At 69.8% G+C, this 22,499-nt stretch carries 19 protein-coding genes; 17 read left to right on the top strand and 2 right to left on the bottom strand.

Translation table 11 applies throughout. The features are described 5' to 3' along the window. Nucleotides 1-2 precede the first annotated feature (2 nt). The 6 genes from V5F59_RS14660 (at nucleotide 3) to V5F59_RS14635 (ending at nucleotide 5,059) form a co-directional block, all read left to right on the top strand. On the top strand, nucleotides 3-1,010 hold the full coding sequence (locus tag V5F59_RS14660) for a branched-chain amino acid ABC transporter permease (RefSeq protein ID WP_393982901.1): 1,008 nt from the start codon (nucleotides 3-5) through the stop codon (nucleotides 1,008-1,010). Then, the gene (locus V5F59_RS14655; protein WP_393982902.1) at nucleotides 1,007-1,741 is read left to right on the top strand and encodes an ABC transporter ATP-binding protein; all 735 of its coding nucleotides are present in this window, start codon (nucleotides 1,007-1,009) and stop codon (nucleotides 1,739-1,741) included. The genes V5F59_RS14660 and V5F59_RS14655 overlap by 4 nt, the downstream gene beginning before the upstream one ends. Then, nucleotides 1,731-2,438, top strand: a complete 708-nt coding sequence (locus tag V5F59_RS14650; protein ID WP_393982903.1) for an ABC transporter ATP-binding protein — start codon at nucleotides 1,731-1,733, stop codon at nucleotides 2,436-2,438. Before V5F59_RS14655 ends, V5F59_RS14650 begins: the two co-directional genes overlap by 11 nt. Before the next feature lie 113 nt (nucleotides 2,439-2,551). Next, a complete protein-coding gene (locus tag V5F59_RS14645; RefSeq protein WP_393982904.1) occupies nucleotides 2,552-3,307 on the top strand; it encodes a LamB/YcsF family protein in 756 nt (251 codons plus the stop codon). Beyond that, entirely contained in the window at nucleotides 3,291-4,034 is a 744-nt protein-coding gene (locus V5F59_RS14640; protein ID WP_393982905.1) for a 5-oxoprolinase subunit B family protein, read from the top strand. Before V5F59_RS14645 ends, V5F59_RS14640 begins: the two co-directional genes overlap by 17 nt. Then, entirely contained in the window at nucleotides 4,031-5,059 is a 1,029-nt protein-coding gene (locus V5F59_RS14635; protein ID WP_393982906.1) for a 5-oxoprolinase subunit C family protein, read from the top strand. The genes V5F59_RS14640 and V5F59_RS14635 overlap by 4 nt, the downstream gene beginning before the upstream one ends. On the opposite strand, the gene V5F59_RS14630 is transcribed toward V5F59_RS14635, so the two are convergent. Further along, the gene (locus tag V5F59_RS14630; protein WP_393982907.1) at nucleotides 5,003-5,926 is read right to left on the bottom strand and encodes a LysR family transcriptional regulator; all 924 of its coding nucleotides are present in this window, start codon (nucleotides 5,924-5,926) and stop codon (nucleotides 5,003-5,005) included. The genes V5F59_RS14635 and V5F59_RS14630 overlap by 57 nt on opposite strands. A gap of 146 nt (nucleotides 5,927-6,072) precedes the next feature. On the opposite strand from V5F59_RS14630, the gene V5F59_RS14625 reads away from it, so the two are divergent. Together V5F59_RS14625 and V5F59_RS14620 are read left to right on the top strand one after the other, a co-directional pair. Further along, complete coding sequence (locus V5F59_RS14625; protein ID WP_393982908.1) at nucleotides 6,073-6,858, top strand: SDR family oxidoreductase; 786 nt, start codon at nucleotides 6,073-6,075, stop codon at nucleotides 6,856-6,858. A 21-nt stretch (nucleotides 6,859-6,879) separates the two neighbouring features. After that, the gene (locus V5F59_RS14620; protein ID WP_393982909.1) at nucleotides 6,880-7,575 is read left to right on the top strand and encodes a ribonuclease activity regulator RraA; all 696 of its coding nucleotides are present in this window, start codon (nucleotides 6,880-6,882) and stop codon (nucleotides 7,573-7,575) included. Nucleotides 7,576-8,105: 530 nt separating this feature from the next. Here the strand turns inward: V5F59_RS14620 and V5F59_RS14615 are convergent. After that, nucleotides 8,106-8,810 (bottom strand): TetR/AcrR family transcriptional regulator, encoded by a 705-nt coding sequence (locus V5F59_RS14615; protein WP_393982910.1) that lies wholly within the window; start codon nucleotides 8,808-8,810, stop codon nucleotides 8,106-8,108. Nucleotides 8,811-9,102: 292 nt separating this feature from the next. Here V5F59_RS14615 and V5F59_RS14610 point away from each other — a divergent pair, with 292 nt between their 5' ends. The 9 genes from V5F59_RS14610 to V5F59_RS14570 all read left to right on the top strand — a co-directional run bounded on the left by V5F59_RS14610 (nucleotide 9,103) and on the right by V5F59_RS14570 (nucleotide 22,496). Continuing rightward, nucleotides 9,103-9,876, top strand: a complete 774-nt coding sequence (locus V5F59_RS14610) for a cyclase family protein (RefSeq protein WP_393982911.1) — start codon at nucleotides 9,103-9,105, stop codon at nucleotides 9,874-9,876. Nucleotides 9,877-9,953: 77 nt separating this feature from the next. After that, nucleotides 9,954-10,826, top strand: coding sequence for a 3,5-dioxohexanoate:acetyl-CoA acetone transferase (kce, locus tag V5F59_RS14605; RefSeq protein WP_509211232.1), 873 nt, complete (start codon nucleotides 9,954-9,956; stop codon nucleotides 10,824-10,826). Between the two features lie 3 nt (nucleotides 10,827-10,829). After that, nucleotides 10,830-11,846 carry an SMP-30/gluconolactonase/LRE family protein gene (locus V5F59_RS14600; RefSeq protein ID WP_393982913.1) on the top strand — a complete coding sequence of 339 codons (1,017 nt, stop codon included), beginning with the start codon at nucleotides 10,830-10,832 and terminating at the stop codon, nucleotides 11,844-11,846. A gap of 35 nt (nucleotides 11,847-11,881) precedes the next feature. Continuing rightward, nucleotides 11,882-13,126 carry an ABC transporter substrate-binding protein gene (locus V5F59_RS14595; RefSeq protein ID WP_393982914.1) on the top strand — a complete coding sequence of 415 codons (1,245 nt, stop codon included), beginning with the start codon at nucleotides 11,882-11,884 and terminating at the stop codon, nucleotides 13,124-13,126. 479 nt (nucleotides 13,127-13,605) lie between these two features. Continuing rightward, nucleotides 13,606-15,111 carry an efflux transporter outer membrane subunit gene (locus V5F59_RS14590; protein ID WP_393982915.1) on the top strand — a complete coding sequence of 502 codons (1,506 nt, stop codon included), beginning with the start codon at nucleotides 13,606-13,608 and terminating at the stop codon, nucleotides 15,109-15,111. 13 nt (nucleotides 15,112-15,124) lie between these two features. Continuing rightward, nucleotides 15,125-16,411 (top strand): efflux RND transporter periplasmic adaptor subunit, encoded by a 1,287-nt coding sequence (locus V5F59_RS14585; RefSeq protein ID WP_393982916.1) that lies wholly within the window; start codon nucleotides 15,125-15,127, stop codon nucleotides 16,409-16,411. A gap of 14 nt (nucleotides 16,412-16,425) precedes the next feature. Then, the gene (locus V5F59_RS14580; protein WP_393982932.1) at nucleotides 16,426-18,387 is read left to right on the top strand and encodes a MacB family efflux pump subunit; all 1,962 of its coding nucleotides are present in this window, start codon (nucleotides 16,426-16,428) and stop codon (nucleotides 18,385-18,387) included. Between the two features lie 605 nt (nucleotides 18,388-18,992). After that, nucleotides 18,993-20,771, top strand: a complete 1,779-nt coding sequence (locus V5F59_RS14575; protein ID WP_393982933.1) for a methanol/ethanol family PQQ-dependent dehydrogenase — start codon at nucleotides 18,993-18,995, stop codon at nucleotides 20,769-20,771. Between the two features lie 90 nt (nucleotides 20,772-20,861). Further along, nucleotides 20,862-22,496, top strand: a complete 1,635-nt coding sequence (locus tag V5F59_RS14570) for a dihydroxyacetone kinase subunit DhaK (protein WP_393982917.1) — start codon at nucleotides 20,862-20,864, stop codon at nucleotides 22,494-22,496. Nucleotides 22,497-22,499 lie beyond the last annotated feature (3 nt).

Genomic DNA, 22,499 nt, shown 5'->3' with positions numbered 1-22,499 from the left:
CGATGACGGATGCCATCTTCTCTTCCTCCGCCCCGGCCCGCGATGCCTTCGCCGCGAAGCGCCGGCGCCAGCTCGTCGTCGCCGCCGCCATCTTCGCCGCGGTGGCGCTCATCCCCTTCGGCGTGACCGATGTCTATCTCCAGAACGTCCTCATCCTCACGCTCCTCTACGCAGCTGTGTCCCAGAGCTGGAACATCCTCGGCGGCTATTGCGGGCAGATCTCGCTGGGCCATGCGCTGTACTTCGGCATCGGCGCCTATTCGGCCTCGGTGCTGTATGTGAACTATGAGGTTGTGCCGTGGATTGGCATGCTGGTGGGCGGCGCGCTCTCCGCCGTGCTGGCGGTGGCGCTGGGCTTCATGACCTTCCGCCTGAAGGGGCATTATTTCGCCATCGCCACGCTGGTGATCGCCGAGATCGGGCTTCTCCTGGTGCACAATTGGGACTTCGTCGGCGGGGCGCTGGGCATCCAGTGGCCGTTCGGCGACGACAGCTGGCTCACCCTCCAGTTCGCCCGCAACAAGGTGCCGTATTTCTACTTCGCGCTGGGGCTTCTGGTGGTCACCTGGCTGGTCACCTACTTCATCGAGAACTCCCGCTGGGGCTATTGGTGGCGCGCGGTGAAGGACGAGGCGGAGGCGGCCGAGAGCCTCGGGGTGGAGGTGTTCCGCTCCAAGATTGCCGCGGCGGCGGTCTCCGCCTTCTTCACGGCGGTGGGCGGCGCCTTCTACGCGGCCTATGTGGCCTATATCGACCCGGACAGCGTGATGAGCTTCCGCTTCTCGCTGCTCTTCGCCCTGCCGGCGGTGCTGGGCGGCATCGGCACCCTGTGGGGGGCGGCCTTGGGCGCGGCCATCCTCATCCCGCTCACGGAGATCACCCGCTCCTATCTCGGCGGGTCCGGCTCCGGCCTCGACCTCGTGATCTATGGCGCGCTCATCATGGGCGTGGCGCTGGCGAAGCCGGAGGGCCTGCTGAGCCTGTTCCAGCGCAAGGGAGGCAAGGCATGAGCTCGGACGTCCTCCTCGAGACGCGCGGCGTCACCCAGCGCTTCGGCGGGCTCACTGCCAATTCGGACGTGTCCATCTCCATCCGGCGGGGCGAGATCCTCGGCCTCATCGGGCCGAACGGGGCGGGCAAGTCCACCCTGTTCGGCGCCATCGCCGGGGCGCGGGTCCCCACCGCCGGCATGATCCTGTTCGAGGGGCGCGACATCACCCGCCTGCCGGCGGCGGAGCGCTGCCGTCTCGGCATCGCCCGCACCTTCCAGGTGCCGCGCTCCTTCGATTCCATGAGCGTGGTGGAGAATGTGATGATCGGCGCCTTCGTGCGCCACGCCAACGCCACCATGGCGCGTGCCGCTGCCTACGACACCCTCGATTTCGTGGGCCTCGGCGGGCGTGCGGAGACGTCGGCGGGCCAGCTCACCCCACCGGAGAAGCGCCGCCTGGAGGTGGCCCGCGCCATCGCCACCGAGCCGAAGCTCCTGCTGCTCGACGAGGTGCTCACCGGCCTCACCCCGTCCGAGGCGCGCCTCGGCGTGGAGCTGGTGCGCAAGGTGCAGGGCAGGGGCATCACCGTGGTCATGGTGGAGCACGTGATGGAGATCGTCATGCAGCTCGTGGAGCGGGCCATCGTGCTGAACCTCGGCCAACTCCTCGCCGAGGGCGCGCCCGCCGAGATCGTCCGCAACGAGGCCGTGATCGCCGCCTATCTCGGGGACCGCCACCGTGCTGCTTGACGTCAAATCCCTGACCACGGCCTATGACGGCCTCATCGCCATCCATGACATCTCGCTTCAGGTGAAGGCGGGGGAGATCGTGGTGGTGGCCGGCGCCAACGGCGCGGGCAAGTCCACGCTGCTCAAGTCCATCGCCGGCATGGAGCGCCCCAAGGGCGGGACCGTGACCTTCGCCGGCGACCGGATCGACGGTCTGAAGGGCCACCTCATCACCCAGCGCGGCATCGCCTACGTGCCGGAATCGAAGCGCCTGTTCCCGCGCCTCACGGTGGCGGACAATCTGCGCCTCGGGTCCTACCTCTTCCGCAAGGACCCGGACCGGGACGCGCCGCTGGAGCAGGTTTTCACCCTGTTCCCGCGGCTGAAGGAGCGCCTGTCGCAGAAGGCGGCCACCCTCTCCGGCGGCGAGCAGCAGATGCTGGCCATCTCCCGCGCGCTGATGACCCGCCCCCGCCTGCTGATGCTGGACGAGCCCTCCCAGGGCATCATGCCCAAGCTGGTGGACGAGATCTTCGAGGCGGTGAAGACCATCCGCGACACGGGCGTCACCATCCTCCTGGTGGAGCAGCGGCTGGTGGAGAGCCTGGAGATCGCCGATCGCGCCTATGTGCTGCAGACCGGCCGTGTCATCCTCGAAGGCACCGCCGCCGAGGTCCGCGAGAACCCGGACGTGCGCCGCGCCTATCTCGGCATCTGACGACGGGCGGCGCGCCCGCAATTCGCAAGCGCCGGAGCCGGGTCCGGCTCCAGATCGAGGACAAGGACCGCGTGGGCCGTCAGACGGCGTCGCGGTCAACGAGGGATCGCGACATGAAGGTGGACCTCAATTCCGACCTCGGCGAGGGCTTCGGCGCCTATGTCATCACCGATGACGCGGCGCTGCTCGACATCGTCTCCTCCGCCAACCTCGCCTGCGGGCTGCATGCGGGCGATCCCGAGATCATGGCCCGCGTGTTCGCGCTGGCGCAGGAGAAGGGCGTGTCGATCGGCGCCCATCCGGGCTTTCCGGACCTCTGGGGCTTCGGCCGGCGGCGCATTCCCTTCTCTGCCGGCGAGATCGAGCGCCTGATCGCCTATCAGGTCGGCGCGGCGCAGGGCATGGCGGCCTACGCGGGCCATCGGGTCGCCTATGTGAAGGTGCACGGCGCCCTCGGCAACATGGCGGAGGAGATGCCGGAGATCGCCGAAGCTGTCGCCCGCGCGGTGAAGGCGGTGGACGCCAGCCTGCCCATCCTCGCCGGCCCCCTCGGCGCGCAGGCCGCCGCCACCCGCGCGGCGGAGCTTGCTCCTGTCGCCGAGATCTTCGCCGACCGCGCCTATACGGAGGAGGGGCTGCTGGTGCCCCGCGGCCAGCCCGGCGCCATGATCGCCGATGCGAACGAGGCCGCCGCCCGGGTCGCGGCCATGGTGAAGGCGGGCGCCATCCTCACCCGCTCGGGCCGGCTGCTGCCGACGGAGATCGGCTCCATCTGCGTCCATGGCGACAGCGCCCATGCGGTGGAGACGGCGCGCCGCGTGCGCCGCCGGCTGGAAGACGAGGGCATCACCATTGCGCCCTTCGCCTGAAGCTCCCGCGGCCCTGCGCCTGCTGGATGCGGGCGAGGCGGCCCTCGTCGCCGAGTTCGGCGACCGGGTGGATCCCGTGCTCAACGACCGCGTGCTGGCGCTCGACACGGCGCTGGCGGCGCGCGACCTGCCGGGAGTGCGCGAAAGCGTGCCCACCTATCGCTCGCTGATGATCCATTACGATCCGCTGGTGATCGACCGGGCGACCCTCGCCGCCGAGGTGACGAAGTTGGCCCGCACCGTCCGCGGCACGGAGCGGCGCGGCGCGCTGTGGACCATTCCCTGCTGCTACGATCCCGTCTACGGCGAGGACATCGCCGCCGTCGCCGCCGCCACCGGCCTCACGCCGGACGAGGTGGTGAAGCTGCATTCCGGCGCGCGCTACCGGCTCTACATGTACGGCTTCGCGCCGGGCTACTGCTATCTCGGCGGGCTGCCGAAACAGCTCGCCGTGCCGCGCCGCGTGAAGCCGCGCCCGCCGCATCCGCCGAACGTGATCATGATCGGCGGCGGCCTCACCTCCATCGCCTCCGTCTCCATGCCCACCGGCTGGTGGCTGCTGGGGCGCACGCCGGAGACCATGTTCTCGCTGACGCGCGACCCGCCCGTGCTGCTCGCGGTGGGGGACGAGCTGACCTTCGAGCCCATCGATCGCGCCACATTCCTGGCTCTGGAGGCTCGCGCGGCGGCCGGCGAGGTCATCGCCCGGCGGGAGGGCGGCGCATGAGCGGCCTTCGCATCATCGCCGCCGGTCCGGGCACCACGGTGCAGGACGGCGGCCGGCACGGCTACCTGCGCATCGGCATCACCGCCTCCGGGCCCATGGACCCGCTGGCCCACGCCACCGCGAACCTCGCGGTGGGCGCGAAAGCGGAGGCGACCGCTATCGAGGTCGGCCTCGGCGGGCTCACGGTGGCAGCGGAAGGCGGGCCCGTCACGCTCGCCGTCGCCGGCGCGCCGTTCATCGCCTTGGTCGACGGGCAGAAGCTGGAGACGCCGCTGGCGCTGACGCTGGAGGCGGGGCGCGAGCTCTCCCTGCGCGCCGGGGCGAGCGGAGCGTGGTGCTATCTGGCGGTGGCGGGCGGGCTCGTGGTGAAGCCGGTGCTCGGCTCCACCGCTACCCACACCCGCGCCGCGATCGGCGGGCTCGACGGCGGGCCGCTGAAGGCGGGGGACCTCATCCCCGTCGCCGCGGCGGGCGCGCTTGCCCCCACCGCTCCCGCGCGGCTGGTGGCGCCGTGGCTGGACCGGCCGGCGGACGTGATCCGCGTGGTCCTCGGCCCGCAGGACGACTATTTCAGCGCCGACCAGATCGCCGCCTTCCTCGGCCGCGACTGGACCCTCTCCCCCCGCAGCGACCGCATGGGCTATCTGCTGGAGGGCGAGCCGCTGCGCCACCGGAACGGGTTCGACGTGGTGTCCGACGGCATTGCCCACGGCGCCATCCAGGTGCCGGGGGAGGGCAGGCCCATCGTGCTGATGGCGGATCGCCAGCCCACCGGCGGCTATCCCAAGATCGCCAACGTCATCGGCGCCGACCTCGGCGCCTTCGCCCAGCTGCGGCCGGGCGCGCGCTTCCGCTTCGCGGCGGTGACCATCGCGGATGCGGTGGCGGCCCGCCGCGCGCAGGCGGAGGCGCTTGCCCACCCCATCGCGCGGGTGCCGCTCGTCCGCACCCATTTGCCCTCGGACTTCCTACTGGGGCTGAACCTCGTGGGCGGGGTGGTCGATGCCTTCGCCGGGTCGGATTGAGGCGGCCGCGCGCAGGGCCTCCACCAGCGGCAGGCGGGGGGACATGCGCGCCCAGAACAGCCCCATGTGCCGCGCCCAGCCGGGCTCCGGCACCGGCTGCTTGTGGAGGGCGAGACCCTCCGGCCACGGGGGCGCCCAATCCGGCACCAGGGCGACGCCGAGGCCGCGGTCCACCATGGCGGCGATGGCCTCGAGCGAATCGAGCTCGAACCGCTCGCGCGGCTTGATGCCGGTGTGGCGCAGGTAGCGGTCCACGATCTGCCCGCCCCAATGGTTGCGGTCGTAGCGCACGAACGGCTGGGTGCGCAGCAGCGCATGAGGCGCGCGGGCGGCGGCCGGCCAGTCGGCCACGGCGGCGGGCGAGAGCACCACCAGCGGCTCGATGCTGAGCGTCTCGAACTCGCAGGACTTGGGCAAGGCGAATTGCGGCTCAAGGATCACCGCGGCATCGAGCTCGCCGCGCAGCACCTGGTGGTAGAGGTCCGCCGAGACGCCGGGGACGATGTAGACCTCCACCTGCGGATGCGCCTGGGCGAGCGCGGCCAGCGCCGCCGGCATCAGGCCGGTAAGCGCCGTGGTGGTGGCGCCGAGGCGCAATTCGCCCGAAAGCGTCCCGCCCACGCTCACCGCCCGCAGGTCCCGCACGTCGCGCAGCAGCGCCCGCGCCCGGTCCAGAATGGCAAGGCCCGTCTGGGTGGGCTTCACGGTGCGCCCGGCCCGCAGCACGAGGGGCGTGCCGATCTCCGCCTCCAGCGCGCGCAGCCGCTGGGCCACGGCGGCGGCGGTGAGGTTCAGCCGCCGCGCCGCCTCGGCGATGGAGCCCTTGTCCACCACCTCGACGAAGCTCTCAAGAAAGCGTGTGTCCATGAGTCAGCATAACAAAAGTGATTGTATCTTCTGAAGCTATAATTACACACATTTCCTATGGGTTGGGAACGCGCCATCCTCAGCGCGGTCCTGCAAGGTGAACGGCGCTCCCGTGTGTGCGCGCCACAACGAGCGGAAGAAACAAAATGGATCTTGGTCTTCACGGCAGGACGGCCCTCGTGCTCGGTGGCGGCGGCGGTCTCGGCCGCGCCATCGCCGCCTCCCTGGCCCGCGAGGGCGCGCGCGTGGCGGTGGCCGGGCGCACGGCGGCGAACGTGGAGGCGAGCGTCGCCGACATCGTCGCCGCGGGCGGCGAGGCGATGCCCCTGGTGTGGGACCTCTCCGACCTTTCTGCCATCGAGGCGCAGGTGGCTGCGGTGGAAGCGCGCTTCGGCTCCGTCGACATCCTGGTGAACAACACCGGCGGCCCGCCGCCCACCCCGGCCGCCGGCCAGCCGAGCGAGCTGTGGGCCAGGAATTTCCAGGCCATGGTGCTCTCGGTGATCGCCCTCACCGATCGCGTGCTGCCCGGCATGCGGGCGAAGACGTGGGGCCGCATCATCACCACCACCTCGTCCGGCGTGGTGACGCCCATCCCCAACCTCGCCATGTCCAACGCGCTGCGCCTGTCGCTGGTGGGCTGGTCGAAGACGCTGGCGCGCGAGGTGGCGAAGGACGGCATCACCGTGAACGCCGTCGCCCCCGGCCGCATCGCCACCGACCGCGTGGCCTTCCTCGACAAGGCGAAGGCCGACCGCGAGCAGCGCGCTGCCGCCGATGTCGCCGCCGAGAGCGCGGCCGCCATCCCCATGGGCCGCTACGGCGCGCCGGAGGAATTCGCCGCCGTGGTGACCTTCCTCGCCGGCGCCCCCGCCTCCTATGTCACCGGCTCGCTGGTGCGGGTGGACGGGGGGCTGATCCCCAGCATCTGAAACCACAAGGAAACCGAAGCCATGGCCCTCGCTCCGGACGTCGTCGCGACGCTCTCGAAGGTGTCCACCGCCACCATCACCACGGTGCTGCTCAAGAAGGGGCTGCGCAACGTGTGGATGCGCGGCACGCGTCCCATCCGTCCCGGCCAGAAGCGGGTGGTGGGTCCGGCCTTCACGCTGCGCTTCGTGCCGGCCCGCGAGGACCTGGCGACGCCGGAATCCTGGGCCTCCCCGAAGTCCACCCGCGCCGCCATCGAGGCCATGCCGGACGGCGTGGTCGTGGTGGTGGACGCCATGGGCGTGACCGATGCCGGCATCTTCGGCGACATCCTGTGCGCCCGCATGGCGAAGAAGGGCGTCGCCGCCCTCGTCACCGACGGGGTGATGCGCGACATGGCGGGCGTGCTCGGCACCGGCCTGCCGGTGTGGTGCCAGGGCGCCGCGGCCCCGCCCTCCGTGGCCGGCCTCACCTTCGTGAACTGGCAGGAGCCCGTGGCCTGCGGCGGCGTCGCGGTGTTCCCGGACGACGTGGTGGTGGTGGACGAGGACGGCGCCGTGCTCATTCCCGCCGCGCTGCTGGACCATGTGCTCGCCACCGCGCCGGAGCAGGAGCGGTTCGAGGGCTGGGTGATGGACGAGGTGAACGGGGGCGCTTCGCTGCCCGGCCTCTACCCGCCCAATGCCGAGACCAAGGCCCGCTACGACGCCACGAAGTGACCCGGAGCGCCTGAGCGCCAGCCGCATCGGCCGCGAGGGGAAGGCGCACCGCAGAGCGGCTATTGGCGAGGGGCGGAGGGGCCGGAAAGCCGCCCTTATAGGGAGAGGGCAGGGTGAGGGGGATCCGACGCCGGGCTTGAAGACGCGCGGCTCCCCACCGCCCGGCCGGCGAACTCCTCACCCCGACCCGCTCCCGTCCGAACCCGGCCGGGTTCGGTTTGCAAAGGTTGAAGTCGGCAGCAGCCGACTTCAAGGGGAGAGGGGGAGTACCGACCGGTGGAGGGCTGTACAGAGGCCTGCCGCGAACACAGCGACCTCGTGCCCCGGCCGACTGGAACGGAGCGCAGCGCAGCGGAAGGAGAGCTGGGGCCCAGCGCAAGGGTTCGCCGAAGGCGGCTCCTGCCTGAGAGGCCCTGAAGATATCGCCCGCTTCGCGGACTTTTCCCCTGGGCCCCGGATCGGCGCTCCACCTTCGGTGTCGCTTGTCCGGGGCACGAGGTCCCTTTATCGGCACCAGCGGACAGGTTCCGTCAGCCGCAGGCGGCCTTGAAGCCGGCGCTGACGAAGCGGACGAAATCATCGAACATGGCAGGGTCGCCGACGGTGGCGCGGCCGCCGGAGAGACGCTCGATCCGCTTGTCGGCGACATACATGAGCAGCGCGCCCACCGCATATTCATAGGCCCACAGCAGCCGCTCCTCCGGACACCCGGGCAGGGCGATGCGCATGGCCTCGAGAAAGGCCCGCACCAGCGGATCGTAGAACCGCTCGATGATGGCGGTGGCCTCGGGCCCCGGGTCCCATGCCGTGCGGGCCACCAGCAGCGAGAACGAATCCCCGCTCGCCGAGCCGTGCAGGCGCACCACCGGTTCCGCCCAGGCGGTGACGATCTCCTCCACGCGCCCCGCGCCCGGCCCCTTCGCCCCCACCTCGCGGATGCGCGCGATGCGTTCGTCCAGATTGGCCTGCCGGTGCTCGAACACGGTGGCGAGCAGCTCCGGCTTGCGGCCGAAGTAATAGCCCACCAGCGCCACCGGAACTCCGGCCCGCCCCGCGATGTCCCGGACCGAGACGGCGGCATAGCCGCGCTCGGCGAACAGCACTTCCGCGCTCGTCAGGATGTCCTGCCGGCGGTCCGGCCGCTGCGGCTCGCTCGCCGGCACGGCGGAACGGCGCGTCCGCCTCGCCGACGCGGGCGGAGCGGATGCGGGGGGCTTGGGCCTGGTCGTCTCCATGTCCTCGCTCCGGATGTCCCCTTCGGCTTCCGGTCTTTCTAGCGCTGGTTGTGGCGTCACGCCATTGCCGGCAGAAGCGTGTAGGATGGATCATGATCTCTCTTGTACGGATGTGCAAGAACCTGTACGACTGTACAAAAGAGGCCGGACGCACCGGGCCGACAAGAGGGCGATCCGAGCAGATTGAGTGAGTGTGCTCGGGACATCGCGCTCCGGACTTAAGCAAGAGAACGCGCCGTTCGATCACATCGCGCCGCGATCTGGTCGTCGCGCGCCTCAGGATGGAAGCGCCGTGCCGAGATTTATCGACATCTCCATTCCGCTGGAGAACGACGTGCCCGCCGATCCCCCGTTCCAGCGGGTGCGGATCGACTATTCCGCCCATCGGGAAACGGCGCCGGTGCTGTGCGCCGCCTTTCCGGGTCTGAAGCCCGAGCAGCTGCCGGACGGCATGGGCTGGGCGGTGGAGACGGCGCACATCTCCACCCACAACGGCACCCATGTGGACGCGCCCTGGCATTATCACCCGACCATGGACGGCGGGGCACGGGCCATCACCATCGACGAGATCCCCCTCGACTGGTGCTTCCGCCCCGGCGTGAAGCTCGACTTCCGCCACCTGCCCGACGGCCATGTGGTGACGCCCGCCGAGATCGACGCCGAGCTCGCCCGCATCGGCCACACGCTGAGCCCGCTGGAGATCGTGGTGGTGAACACCGCCGCCGGCGCCCGCTACGGCGAGCAGGACTATGTGGACAAGGGCTGCGGCTTCGGCCGGGAGGCGACGCTGCACCTCGTGAACCAGGGCATCCGCGTGGTCGGCACCGACGGCTGGAGCTGGGACGCGCCCTTCTCCTTCACCGCGCGCCGCTTTGCGCAGACGGGCGATGCCTCGCTCATCTGGGAGGGGCACAAGGCGGGCCGTGAGAAGGGCTATTGCCAGATCGAGAAGCTGCACAATCTGGAAGCCTTGCCCGCCACCGGCTTCACCGTCAGCTGCTTCCCGGTGAAGGTGCGCGCCGCCTCGGCCGGCTGGACACGCGCCGTCGCCATTCTTCCCGATTGAACGCCTTTTTGCGGAGACATGTCTTGAGCAAGGTCATCATCACCTGCGCGGTCACGGGCGGCATCCACACGCCCACCATGTCGGACGCGCTGCCCATCACGCCGAGCGAGATCGCCGAGCAGGCCATCGCCGCCGCCGAGGCGGGCGCCGCCATCCTGCACCTGCACGCCCGCGACCCGAAGGACGGCCGCCCGACGCCGGACCCGGCCGTGTTCATGGAATTCCTGCCGCGCATCAAGCAGGCCACCGACGCGGTGATCAACATCACCACCGGCGGCGGCCTGAACATGAGCGTGGAGGAGCGCCTCGCCGCCCCGCTCCTGACGGCGCCCGAGATGTGCTCGCTGAACATGGGCTCCATGAACTTCGCCCTGCACCCGCTGGCGAAGCGCTATTCCAACTGGAAGCATCCGTGGGAGGAGCCCTATCTCACGGGGACGAAGGACTTCATCTTCCGCAACACGTTCGGCGACATCGAGCGCATCTACAAGATGCTCGGCGAGGAGCACGGCACCAAGTTCGAGCATGAATGCTACGACGTGGGCCACCTCTACAATCTCGCCCACTGCCTCGACCAGGGCTGGTTCAAGCCGCCGGTGTTCCTGCAGCTCATCTTCGGCATCCTCGGCGGCATCGGCGCCGACATGGACAACCTCATGTTCATGAAGCGCACCGCCGACAAGCTGTTCGGCAAGGACTACCACTGGTCCGTGCTCGCCGCCGGCCGCCACCAGATGCCGTTCGCCACCCAGGCGGCCATGATGGGCGGCAACGTGCGCGTGGGGCTGGAGGACAGCCTGTTCATCGGCCGCGGCAAGCTCGCCACCTCCAATGCCGAGCAGGTGGCGAAGATCCGCCGCATCCTGGAGGAACTGGGCCACGAGATCGCCACTCCCGACGAGGCCCGCGCCACCCTCGGCCTCAAGGGCGCGGACAAGGTGAGCTTCTGAGCCATGGCGGCCCCCAACCCCATCGACGGCTTCGAGGTCGACCCCGCCGCCATCGCTTATGTGGGGGAGGGGCTCCAGCGGCCGGAGTGCATCCTCGCGGAACGCGACGGCGCCCTGTGGAGCGCGGATGCGCGAGGCGGGGTGGTGCACATCGGCCCGGACGGCACGCAACGCCTCGTCGCGCAGACGGAGGCGACGGGGTTCGCCGCCGCCACGGACGAGGAGGCGCGCTTCGTCTCCGGCACCCTGCCCAACGGCCTCGCCTTCGCCCGCAACGGCGACATCCTCATCTCCAATTTCGGCACCGACCGGCTGGAGGTGATGACGCGTTCGGGCGAGAGCCGGGTGCTGGCGGACAGCATCGACGGCGCGCCCATCGGCAAGGTGAACTTCGTGCTGCGCGACAGCCGCGACCGCATCTGGCTCACCATCTCCACCCGCATCAGGAACTGGATGCGGGCCATGAGCCCCAACGTGGCCGACGGCTACGTCGCGCTCTACGACCAGGGCGTGCTGCGCATCGTGGCGGACGGCTTCCGCTTCACCAACGAGATCCGCCTCGATGCGAAGGAGGAGTGGCTCTACGTGGCCGAGACCTGCGGGCGCCACGTCACCCGCCTGCGCGTCCTGCCCGATGGCAGCCTGACGGACCGCGAGGTGTTCGGCCCCGCCGACCACGGCGCCTTCATCGACGGCATCGCCTTCGATGCGCATGGCAATTTGTGGGGCACGCATGTGATGACGGATCGCATCTTCGCCATCACGCCTGAGGGCGACCTGCGCATCCTGCTCGACGACGACAAGGGCAGCGCCGAGGGCAGGGCGCTGATGGCCGCCTTCGAGAAGGACGCCGCGACGCCGGAGATGATGCTCGCCTGCGGCGGGCGCATCGCCCCCTGGTTCGCCAGCGTCACCTTCGGCGGGCCGGACCTGCGGAACGTCTATGTGGGCAGCCTGAGGGGCAGCCGCATTCCAGTCTTTCGCGCGCCGGTGGCGGGCCTGCCCATGGCCCATTGGTGAGCATCACGAACGAAGAAAATATCGGGAGAAACCACATGAGGAAGGGACTGACCCGCACCGCGACCGCCGGCTGCGCCCTGGTGCTGGCCGCGGGCCTCGCAGCATCGCCGGCCTCGGCGCAGATGTCCGACGGCACCGTGAAGGTGGGCGTGCTCACCGACATGTCGGGCGTCTATTCGGACATCACCGGCAAGGGCTCGGTGATCGCCGCGCAGATGGCCATCGACGACTGCCTGAAGGCCGAGTGCGCCGGCATGAAGATCGAGATGATCTCCGCCGACCACCAGAACAAGGCGGACATCGCCTCCGCCACCGCCCGCAAGTGGATCGACCAGGATGGCGTGGACGTCCTCGCCGACATGTCCAACGCCTCCATCCAGCTCGCCATCGCGCCGCTGGTGAAGGAGAAGAACCGCGTCGCCCTGTTCCCCGGCGGCACCGCCCGCCTCACGGGCGACGCCTGCCAGCCCGGCCATGTGGTGCAGTGGATGTGGGACACCTACGTGCAGGTGGCCGGCATCGCCAACCGCCTCACCCAGCCCGGCACCTCCTGGTACCTGGTGACGGCGGACTATGCCCTCGGCCAGCAGCTCGAGGCCGATGCCAAGACGGTCGTGAGCGCGAAGGGCGGCAAGGTCCTCGGCTCCGTGCGCCATCCCTTCCCGGCGGTGGACCTCTCCTCGCCGCTGCTCACCGCGCAGGGCTCCGGCGCGGACATCATCGCGCTCGCCAATGCCGGCAACGACACGGTGTCCGGCATCAAGACCGCGCGCGAGTTCGGCATCACCAGCTCGAAGCAGAAGCTGGTGGCCTTCTTCCTCACCGCGCTGGACGTGAAGAGCGTGGGGCTGCAGACCGCGCAGGGCACGCTGCTCTCGGAGGGGTTCTACTGGAACATCGACGACGGCACGCGCGCCTTCTCCGAGCGCTTCAAGGCGCAGGCCGGAAAGATCCCCTCCGCCATCCATGCGGGCGTCTATTCCTCCATCCTGCACTACCTGAAGTCAGCGGCGGCGGCGAAGAGCGACGATGCCGAGACGGTGGTGGCGAAGATGGCCGAGCTGCCCATCAAGGACGACGTGGTGCGCAACGCGCGCCTGCGTCCGGACGGGCGCATGGTGCATGACTTCTACGTGTTCCAGGTGAAGTCGCCCGCAGCCTCCAAGGGCGAGTGGGACCTCTACGACCTCGTGGCCACGCTGCCGGGGGACGAGGCGTTCCGCCCCCTGTCGCAGAGCGCCTGTCCCGCCATCATCGCCCAGCGCGAGAAGAAGAACTGAGGTCTGCCCCGGCCCCGGTCCGGCGCGGGGGCCGGCCGGTGGCTTTCGGATCATGCGGCGGCCGCGTTGCCCAGGCGACGCGGCCGCCGCTGCGTTTCGAGCCCCGGAATTCCGGGGCGATGGCGGCGACCCCGGCCCTCGGGCCCTGGCCTCAACCGCCGGCGGCGGGCGAGCGACGCGGGGATGCCCGGATGAGCCCGGGCTGAAGACGCTTGAGATGACCGGGGCTTCAGCCGAGCTGATGGGTCATCACGGCCGCCAGGGGCCGGGCGGGTGTCCCGCGGGCCACAGCCGCCGGGAGAAGCACCGGCAGCAATATTCAGACACCTTGGGGAAACCTATTGACGCCCCCGGGTCCCATTGCCGTCACCGTGGGCCCTAAAATCGCGAGCCGGTTTCCAAGGCGGGTTCGCAATGGGTTCAGGTCGTCACATCATCGTTTTGCACGTTCCGGGCGGCAAAGGGGCCGGTTGCGGGCGATGAGGTCTCCTGCACCCCGCTGCGGCGCGGCCGGCCTGCTGCTCGCCCTCGCATTGTCCCTCGGCGGCTGCGCCGTCGGTCCCGACTATGAAACGCCCGCCCTGGATCTGCCCGCCCATTGGGGCCGCACCCACGCGGCCAGGGCGGAAGCGCAGCCCGACCTGAAGCAATGGTGGCGCCGCCTCGGCGATCCGGTGCTGGACGCCTTGATGGCGGAAGCGGTGGCCGGCAATCTCGATGTGGCGACCGCCAAGGCGAAGGTGCGGGCCGCGCGTGCGACCTATCGCGAGAAGGTGGGCGCCCTGTTCCCGCAGGTGTCGGGCACGGCCTCGGGCACCCGCGGCGACAATGGGGATGCGGTCTCCAGCGGTGGCGACGTCACCGTCACCTCCGGCTATGGCGAGTTCCAGGCGGGTTTCGATGCCAGCTGGGAGATCGACGTGTTCGGCGCCAATCGCCGGGCGGTGGAGGCCGCGCGCTATGGCGTGGATTCGGCCACCAACGATCTCGACGCGGCGCTCCTGACGCTGGTGGGCGACGTGGCCTCCAACTACATCGATGCGCGCGGCTACCAGGCGAAGATCGCGCTGGCCCGGCGCACCGCCGCCTCCCAGCGCGAGACCGAGGCGCTGACCCGTCGCAAGCAGGAGGCCGGCGGCGCCTCCGCCGTGGACGTGGCCAATGCCACCGGCCTTGCCGCGGGCACCGAAGCCGACATTCCCGAGCTGGAAGCCTCCTATGCGCAGAGCATGCACCGCATCTCGGTGCTCACCGGGCAGGCGCCCTTGGCCCTGGCCGAGCGCATGGGGAAGGTGCGCGCGGTGCCGGCCCCGCGCCTGCCGGTGCCGCGCGGCATTCCCGCCGGCGTGCTGGCGAGCCGGCCGGACGTGCGCTCGGCCGAGCGGCTGCTGGCCCAGTCCACCGCGCTGATCGCGCAGGCGGAGGCGAACCGCTATCCGTCCGTCAGCCTCACCGGGACGATCAACTCCACCGGCGCGCAGGTGGGGGATCTCGCCCGCTCCTCCTCCATCAGCTGGTCGTTCGGGCCGACGCTCACCGTGCCCATCTTCACCGGCGGCCAGCTGAAGGCGGCGGTGGAGCTGGCGGAGGCGGAGCGCGATCAGTCCTTCATCGCCTATCGCGCAGCGGTGCTCACCGCGCTGGAGGATGTGGAGAATGCTTCCGTCTCCCTCGCCCAGCAGCGCATCAAGTCCGGCAAGCTCGCCGCCTCCGCCGCCGCCTACCGGGACGCGGCCCGGCTGTCCCGCACGCTCTACGAGAATGGCGCGTCGAGCTTTCTCGACGTGCTCACCGCCGAGCGCTCCCTCTATTCCGCCGAGACGTCTTTGATCGAGAGCCGGGCGTCCATCGCCAAATACTATGTCGCGCTCAACAAGGCGCTGGGCGGCGGCTGGGACGGGGCGGTGGATACCTCAAAGCCCGAGATCGTCGACCACAACACCGGCCCCCGCTTCGCGCGCATGCCGCCCGCCGGCACGCCATGACGAGACACCGCCCATGAACGCCCCCTTCGCTCCGGATCGCCTCGCTGCCGCGCCCCCGCGCGCGCCGAAGGCGCCGCCCGCCCGCCGCCGGTTGCTGCCATGGGGCCTTGCCGTGCTGCTGCTCGCCGGCGGGGGATATCTCTATTCCCGCCTCACCGCCCCGGCGGCCGATGCCGGCCTCATGACCGCGCCGGTCACCCGCGGCGATGTGGAGGAGACGGTGATCGCCACCGGCACGCTGAAGCCCTCCAAGCTGGTGGCTGTGGGTTCCCAGGCCTCCGGCCGCATCACCTCGGTGAAGGTCCGGCTGGGGGAGAAGGTGAAGGCCGGCGACCTGGTGGCGCAGATCGATTCCGTCACCCAGCAGAACGCGCTCCACACCGCCGAGGCCGCCCTCGCCAACGTGCGCGCCCAGAAAGTGGAGAAGGAGGCGACGCTGCGCCTCAACGAGCTGACGCTCGAACGCCAGACCCGCATGGTGGCCCAGAAGGCCGTCTCCCAGGCCGACTATGAGAGCGCCGAGGCGGCCGTGAAGGTCACCCGCGCCCAGCTGGCGGCGCTGGAGGCCCAGATCGCCGAGGCGCAGATCGGGGTGGAGACCGCCCGCGCCGACCTCGGCTACACCCGCATCACCGCCCCCATCGACGGCACGGTGCTCTCCATCGTCGCCCAGGAAGGGCAGACGGTGAACGCCACCCAGTCCGCCCCCACCATCGTCATCCTGGGCCGGCTGGACATGATGACGGTGCGGTCTGAGATTTCCGAGGCTGACATCGTCAAGGTCGCGACGGGCATGCCGCTCAGTTTCTCAATTCTGGGCGAGCCGGAGCGGCGGTACGACGGCCGGCTGGAGTTTATAGAACCTGCCCCTGAAGCCATCAAAACCGACAGCAGCTTCACGACCTCCAGCACGTCGTCGAGCAGCTCGTCGTCCTCCTCGTCCAGTTCCTCTTCCTCCTCCTCGGCCATCTATTACATCGGCCTGTTCGACGTGCCGAACCCGGACGGCCGGCTGCGCACCTACATGACGGCGGAGGTGCACATCATTCTCGGCCAGGCGAAAAATGTGCTCACCGTTCCCGCCACGGCGCTGGAACGCAACGGCCAGGGCTTCGCGGTGCGCGTGGTGGGCGCCGACGGCAGCCTCTCCCGCCGTCCCGTGGAGGTGGGGCTCAACGACAAGGTGACGGCCGAGATCCGCTCGGGCCTCACGGCGGGCGAGCGGGTCGTCACCGGGGAAATGACTGCCGGCACAAAGACTTCCGAGAGGGGCGGCCCGCCGTCGCCCATGGGCTTTTAGTCATGGATGCGAAGATGGGCGTGCCGCTGATCGAGCTTAAGGGCGTGTGCCGCGCCTATCCGGCGGGGGAGGGCACCATCGAGGTGCTGAAGGGCATCGACCTTGCTATCGGGCGGGGAGAAATGGTGGCCATCGTCGGCGCCTCGGGTTCCGGCAAGTCCACGCTCATGAACCTCCTCGGCTGCCTCGACCGGCCCACCTCCGGCAGCTACCGCATCGCCGGCCGGGAGACCTCGGACCTTGGCCCGGATGCGCTGGCGGCCCTGCGGAGGGAGCATTTCGGCTTTATCTTTCAACGCTATCACCTTTTGTCCGAACTCACCGCCCTGGGCAATGTGGAGATCCCCTCCGTCTATGCCGGAGCACCGCCGGAGCGCCGCCGCGACCGTGCCGCCGCGCTCCTCGCCCGCCTCGGCATGGCCGAACGCACGGGGCATCGGCCCGGCCAGCTGTCCGGCGGCCAGCAGCAGCGCGTCTCCATCGCCCGCGCCCTGATGAACGGGGCCGAGGTGATCCTCGCCGACGAACCTACGGGCGCGCTCGATACCAGGAGCGGCGCTGAGGTGCTGCGCATCCTCGACGAGCTGCATGGGGAAGGGCGCACCATCATCATCGTCACCCACGACATGAGCGTGGCCGAGCGGGCGCAGCGCATCATCGAGATCCGCGACGGCGAGATCGTCGCCGACCGCCGGCGTGCGCCCGACGAGCCATTGCCGCGCGAGGAGAAGGAGGCCGTGGACGCCACGCCGGAAGCCGCCCGCTGGCGGGCTTTCGCCGGCCGGCTGCGGGAGGCCTTCCTGATGGCGCTCCTCGCCATGCAGGCGCACCGGCTGCGCACCTTCCTGACCATGCTGGGCATCATCATCGGCATCGCTTCGGTGGTGTGCGTGGTGGCGCTGGGCGAAGGCTCGCGGCGACGGGTGCTCGCCAACATCTCGGACCTCGGCACCAACACGCTGGAGATCTTCGCGGGCAAGACCTTCGGCGATACCCGCTCCGGCCGCATCACAACCCTGGTGGCGGCGGACGCGGACGCGCTTGCCCGCCAGCGCTATGTGGCCGCCGTGACACCTACCGTCTCCACCCAGAAGACCGTGCGTTTCGGCGCCATCGAGGCGAACGCCCTGGTGAACGGGGTGGGCTCGGGCTACTTCGCCGCGCGCGGCACCCGGCTCGCCCAGGGCCGCTTCTTCGACCAGGACAGCGTGCGCACCCGTGCCCTGGACGCGGTGATCGACGAGAACACCCGCAAGACCCTGTTCAAGGACCTGCCCGGCAGCCCCATCGGGCAGGTGATCCTGGTGGGGGACGTGTTCTGCCGCGTGGTCGGCGTCACTGCCGCCCAGCAGACGGGCTTCGGCTCCAGCCAGAACCTCTCGGTCTACCTGCCCTATACCTCGGTGCAGACGCGCTTCCTCGGCTCGACCGCGCTGCGTTCCGTCACCGTGAAGGTGGCGGACGAGGTGAGCGTGGACCTTGCCGAGCAGCAGGTGACGAGGTTCCTCACCCAGCGCCACGGCACCAAGGACTTCTTCATTCTCAACACCGACGACATCCGCAAGACCATCACCTCCACGACCCAGACCATGACGGCGCTGGTCGCCGCCATCGCTGTGATCTCGCTGCTGGTGGGCGGCATCGGGGTGATGAACATCATGCTCGTCTCCGTCTCCGAGCGGGTGGGGGAGATCGGGGTTCGGATGGCGGTGGGGGCGCGGCAGAGCGATATCCTCCAGCAATTCCTCATCGAGGCGGTGCTGGTGTGCCTCGTGGGCGGGGTGGCCGGCATCGCCCTCGCGCTCGCCTTCGGGGCGGCCTTCGCGTTAACGGGATCGAACTTCGAGTTGGTGTATTCGGCCACATCCATCGTCGCGGCGGTCCTGTGCTCCAGCGGCATCGGAATCGTCTTCGGCTACCTCCCGGCCCGCAATGCCTCGCGGCTGGATCCGGTGGCGGCGCTCTCCCGGGATTGAGGAGAGGGAAGGGGAGAAATCCCTGCTGATGCTGCAATGCAGCATCAGCAGGGTGAGACGCTACCGCCGTTCGGAAAAGCGGACGATCGGAAAATCATGGTTAATTATCAATTTATTATCCGCATATCTTGAGATGGATTCGAGGTGTCTCGACCATTTCTATGGTAATAAGATAGGGTCGGCTTCCTCCTGTGCCCGGCTTCTTCTCGTCCTATGCCTTGCGAGTGAGAAGGCTTTCCTTGTGTCTTTCGGGTGGATCCGGGGAGCTGCGCCATGCAGCTTCTATGATACCTCCGGTTTCAGCTTCGATCTTTTGGGCTCCTCCGGCTTCGACCGGTCGGTTGCGGTCGGGGCGGGAGCCCGGAGGAGGGCGCGCACCACTGCAGGCCGGACCGCCGTCAGCGGGTCTCCCGGTCCCCGCTGCCGGGCTAAGACAGGTGCGAGGGCTGCCGTTGCGGAGCTGTTGCGCGCCGGACCGAGTGCGGGGATGCTGCGCCCCCATCCCTGGCGCAACGAGACCGGAAACCCATTCCCCGATGACACGGCCATCCCTCGCCCGGCGCCCTCGGATCGGCGCCGGCCCGAGCCTTCTCCTTTGCCTCGCCATGGCCGCCCTTTCGCCCGCGCCGGCCCTCGGCAATGACGACGTGCTGAAGCGCACCGCGGATGGAGGGGAGCAGGTGCTCCAGACCGTGGATTACGCCAACACCCGCTATTCCCCGCTGGACCAGATCAACAGCGGCAACGTCGGCCGGCTGCGCGCCGTCTGGACCTTCTCCACCGGCGTGCTGCGCGGCCACGAGGGGGCGCCGCTGGTGGTGGGGGACATCATGTATGTCCACACGCCCTTCCCCAACGTGGTCTATGCCCTCGACCTGAATCACGAGGGCCGCATCCTCTGGCGCTACGAGCCACGGCAGAAGAAGGACGTGGCTTCCGTCATGTGCTGCGACCTCGTCTATCGCGGGCTCGCCTATGCGGAGGGCATGGTCTTCCTGCACCAGGCGGACACCACCATCGTCGCCCTCGACGCGAAGACCGGCCAGAAGCGATGGTCGGCGGTGAATGGCGACCCGGCCCTCGGTGAATCCAACACCGCCACCGTGATGCCGGTGAAGGACAAGCTCATCGTCGGCATCGCCGGCGCCGAGTTCGGCGCGCGCGGGCACCTTTCGGCCTACGGCCTCAGGGATGGCAGGCTGCTGTGGCGCGCCTACAGCACCGGCCCCGATGGAGAGATGCTTTTCGACCCCGAAAGGACCACCGAGCTGGGCAAGCCGGTGGGGAAGGATTCCTCTCTCAGGAGCTGGAAGGGCGACCAGTGGAAGACCGGCGGCGGCGCCACCTGGGGCTGGTTTGCTTACGATCCGAAGCTCAACCTCGTCTATTACGGCAGCGCCAATCCCTCCACCTGGAACCCGACGCAGCGGCCCGGCGACAACAAATGGTCTGACACCATCATCGCCCGCGACCTCGATACCGGTGTCGCCCGCTGGGTCTATCAGATGACGCCCCATGACGAGTGGGACTACGACGGCGTCAACGAGATGATCCTGACCGACCAGGTGGTGGACGGGACGCCCACGCCGCTGCTCACCCATTTCGACCGTAACGGCTTCGCCTATACCCTGAACCGGGAGACCGGGGCGCTGCTGGTGGCGGAGAAATTCGACCCTGCGGTGAACTGGGCCACCGGCATCGACCTCGACCATGCCAGCCCCACCTTCGGCCGCCCGAAGCGCGACCCCGCCTATTCCACCGAGCGGGAGGGGGAAGATGTGACCTACACCGGCATCTGCCCCGCAGCCCTCGGCGCCAAGAACCAGCAGCCGGCTGCCTTTTCGCCGCTGACCGGGCTGTTCTACGTGCCCGCCACCGGCATGTGCATGGACTATGAGCCGTTCCATGTGGACTACACGGCGGGCCAGCCTTATGTGGGCGCGACGCTCTCCATGTATCCGGCGCCCGCCAGCAATGGCGGCACGGGCCATTTCATTGCCTGGGACAACATCCGGGGCAAGAGCGTCTGGTCGAAGCCGGAACTCTTCTCCGTGTGGTCGGGGGCGCTAGCGACTGCCGGGAACCTCGTCTTCTACGGCACGCTGGAAGGCCATCTGAAGGCGGTGGACGCGCGGACCGGGGCGGAGCTCTACCGCTTCAAGACACCGTCGGGCATCGTCGGCAACGTCACCACGTTCATGCACGGGGGCCGGCAACATATCGCCGTGCTGTCCGGCGTCGGTGGCTGGGCGGGCATCGGCCTTGCCGCCGGCCTCACCGATCCCAACGACGGCTCCGGCGCCAACCAGGCCTATGCGGGGCTGAACCAATATACGGCGCTGGGCGGCCAGCTGACCGTCTTCGCCTTGCCGGACGGGCCGTGACGCACCCCTATCCCCGTCCGGGGGCGAGGCCTTAAGCTCGCTCTGCGCACGGCGCAACGCCCCGGGGAAACGCACAGCACGGAAAGCGCGATGAAGCACTTCTTCAATTCCGCCGAAACCCTTGTATCGGATGCCATCGACGGCCTCATCCTGGGTTCCGGCGGGCGCCTGGCGCGGCTCGACGGCTATCCGGAGATCAAGGTGGTGCTTCGGAGCGAGCGGCCTGAGGGCCGGGTGGCGGTCGTCTCCGGCGGCGGGTCGGGGCACGAGCCGGCTCATGCGGGCTTCGTCGGGGAGGGGTTGCTCGATGCCGCCGTGTGTGGCGACGTCTTCGCCTCGCCGACGGTGGACGCGGTGCTCGCCGCCATCCTCGCGGTCACCGGCCCCGCCGGCTGCCTGCTGATCGTGAAGAATTACGGTGGCGACCGGCTGAATTTCGGCCTCGCCGCCGAGCGCGCGCGGGCCCTCGGCCTCGACGTGGAGATGGTGATCGTCGGCGACGACATCGCCTTGCCGGACAACCCGCGGCCGCGCGGTATCGCCGGCACGGTGTTCGTGCACAAGGCGGCCGGCTTCGCTGCCGCCGCCGGCCTGCCGCTGGCCGAGGTGAAGCGGCATGCGCAGGATGCGGCGGGGGCGGTGAAGTCGCTGGGCGTCGCCACCAGCACCTGCTCCATTCCCGGCCGCCCCAGCGAGGAACGCATGGAGGACGGGCACGCGGAGCTGGGCCTCGGCATCCACGGGGAGCCAGGGCTGGAACGCATCGCCTTGCCCCCCGCGCGCACGCTGGTGGCGGACATGCTCCGTCGCTTCGGGCCGGACATAAAGGAGGCGCCGCGGCTGGCGCTGCTCCTCAACAATCTGGGTGGGGTGCCGGCGCTGGAATTATCCATTGTGCTGCGGGAGATCCTGTCGAGCCCCCTCGGGGGGCGCATCGAACTGGTGCTGGGGCCGGCGGGGGCGGTGACGGCGCTGGACATGCGCGGATTCTCCATCTCCTTGATGCCACTCACTGATTCCCGATACGCCTGGCTCATGGCGCCGGTGGAGCCGGTCGCCTGGCCGGTGGCGCGGACGGCGGGGCCGGTGACGGTGGTCGCCTCCTCGCGGCGGCTGGAGGCGAAGGTGGCGGAAGCTTCCGACGACCCGGCCGCGCGGGCGCTGGTGGCGCTCCTGTGCGACACGCTCATCGCCGCCCAGCCGGACCTTGATGCCCTCGACGCCAAGGTGGGCGATGGCGACACCGGCTCCACCTTCGCCGCCGCGGCGCGCAAGGTGCGGGAGGACCTGGGCCGGCTGCCCCTGGCCGATCCGGCGGCCTTGTGCGGGGCCGTGGCCGAGCGGTTGTCGCGCGTGATGGGCGGGTCGAGCGGGGTGCTCCTCTCCATCTTCGCGGCGGCGGCCGGCGTTGCGCTGAGGCAGGGAGAAAGCCTTGCAACTGCACTGGAATCCGGCCTCGGGCGGATGCAGCATTACGGCGGCGCCCAGCCGGGCGACCGGACCATGATTGACGCCCTCGCCCCCGCCATCGGCGCCCTCAAGGCGGGGCAGGGGCTTGGCGTGGCGGCCGCGGCGGCGCGGGCGGGGGCCGAGGCCACGGCGGCCATGACCTCGGCCCGCGCGGGACGTTCCAGCTACTTGTCCGGCGGGGATTTGAAGGGGGTGGCGGACCCCGGGGCGGAGGCCGTCGCCCGCGTCTTCGAGGCCCTGGCGAAAGGCGCCTGACGA

The sequence above is a fragment of the Xanthobacter nonsaccharivorans genome, assembly GCF_043194755.2.
Lineage (GTDB): Bacteria > Pseudomonadota > Alphaproteobacteria > Rhizobiales > Xanthobacteraceae > Xanthobacter > Xanthobacter autotrophicus_G.
The sequence above is the reverse complement of the archived record's forward strand: the minus strand, read 5'-3'. Positions and strand labels throughout refer to the sequence as shown.

What these genes read in the sequence shown, in the direction of transcription:
- V5F59_RS14630 (WP_393982907.1), bottom strand. Translation starts at nt 5,926, where the DNA reads ATGGACACACGCTTTCTTGAGAGCTTCGTCGAGGTGGTGGACAAGGGC.
- V5F59_RS14585 (WP_393982916.1), top strand. Translation starts at nt 15,125, where the DNA reads ATGAACGCCCCCTTCGCTCCGGATCGCCTCGCTGCCGCGCCCCCGCGC.
- V5F59_RS14590 (WP_393982915.1), top strand. Translation starts at nt 13,606, where the DNA reads ATGAGGTCTCCTGCACCCCGCTGCGGCGCGGCCGGCCTGCTGCTCGCC.
- V5F59_RS14600 (WP_393982913.1), top strand. Translation starts at nt 10,830, where the DNA reads ATGGCGGCCCCCAACCCCATCGACGGCTTCGAGGTCGACCCCGCCGCC.
- V5F59_RS14575 (WP_393982933.1), top strand. Translation starts at nt 18,993, where the DNA reads ATGGCCGCCCTTTCGCCCGCGCCGGCCCTCGGCAATGACGACGTGCTG.
- V5F59_RS14595 (WP_393982914.1), top strand. Translation starts at nt 11,882, where the DNA reads ATGAGGAAGGGACTGACCCGCACCGCGACCGCCGGCTGCGCCCTGGTG.
- V5F59_RS14660 (WP_393982901.1), top strand. Translation starts at nt 3, where the DNA reads ATGACGGATGCCATCTTCTCTTCCTCCGCCCCGGCCCGCGATGCCTTC.
- kce (WP_509211232.1), top strand. Translation starts at nt 9,954, where the DNA reads ATGTCGGACGCGCTGCCCATCACGCCGAGCGAGATCGCCGAGCAGGCC.
- V5F59_RS14625 (WP_393982908.1), top strand. Translation starts at nt 6,073, where the DNA reads ATGGATCTTGGTCTTCACGGCAGGACGGCCCTCGTGCTCGGTGGCGGC.
- V5F59_RS14580 (WP_393982932.1), top strand. Translation starts at nt 16,426, where the DNA reads ATGGGCGTGCCGCTGATCGAGCTTAAGGGCGTGTGCCGCGCCTATCCG.
- V5F59_RS14635 (WP_393982906.1), top strand. Translation starts at nt 4,031, where the DNA reads ATGAGCGGCCTTCGCATCATCGCCGCCGGTCCGGGCACCACGGTGCAG.
- V5F59_RS14645 (WP_393982904.1), top strand. Translation starts at nt 2,552, where the DNA reads ATGAAGGTGGACCTCAATTCCGACCTCGGCGAGGGCTTCGGCGCCTAT.
- V5F59_RS14620 (WP_393982909.1), top strand. Translation starts at nt 6,880, where the DNA reads ATGGCCCTCGCTCCGGACGTCGTCGCGACGCTCTCGAAGGTGTCCACC.
- V5F59_RS14570 (WP_393982917.1), top strand. Translation starts at nt 20,862, where the DNA reads ATGAAGCACTTCTTCAATTCCGCCGAAACCCTTGTATCGGATGCCATC.
- V5F59_RS14655 (WP_393982902.1), top strand. Translation starts at nt 1,007, where the DNA reads ATGAGCTCGGACGTCCTCCTCGAGACGCGCGGCGTCACCCAGCGCTTC.
- V5F59_RS14615 (WP_393982910.1), bottom strand. Translation starts at nt 8,810, where the DNA reads ATGGAGACGACCAGGCCCAAGCCCCCCGCATCCGCTCCGCCCGCGTCG.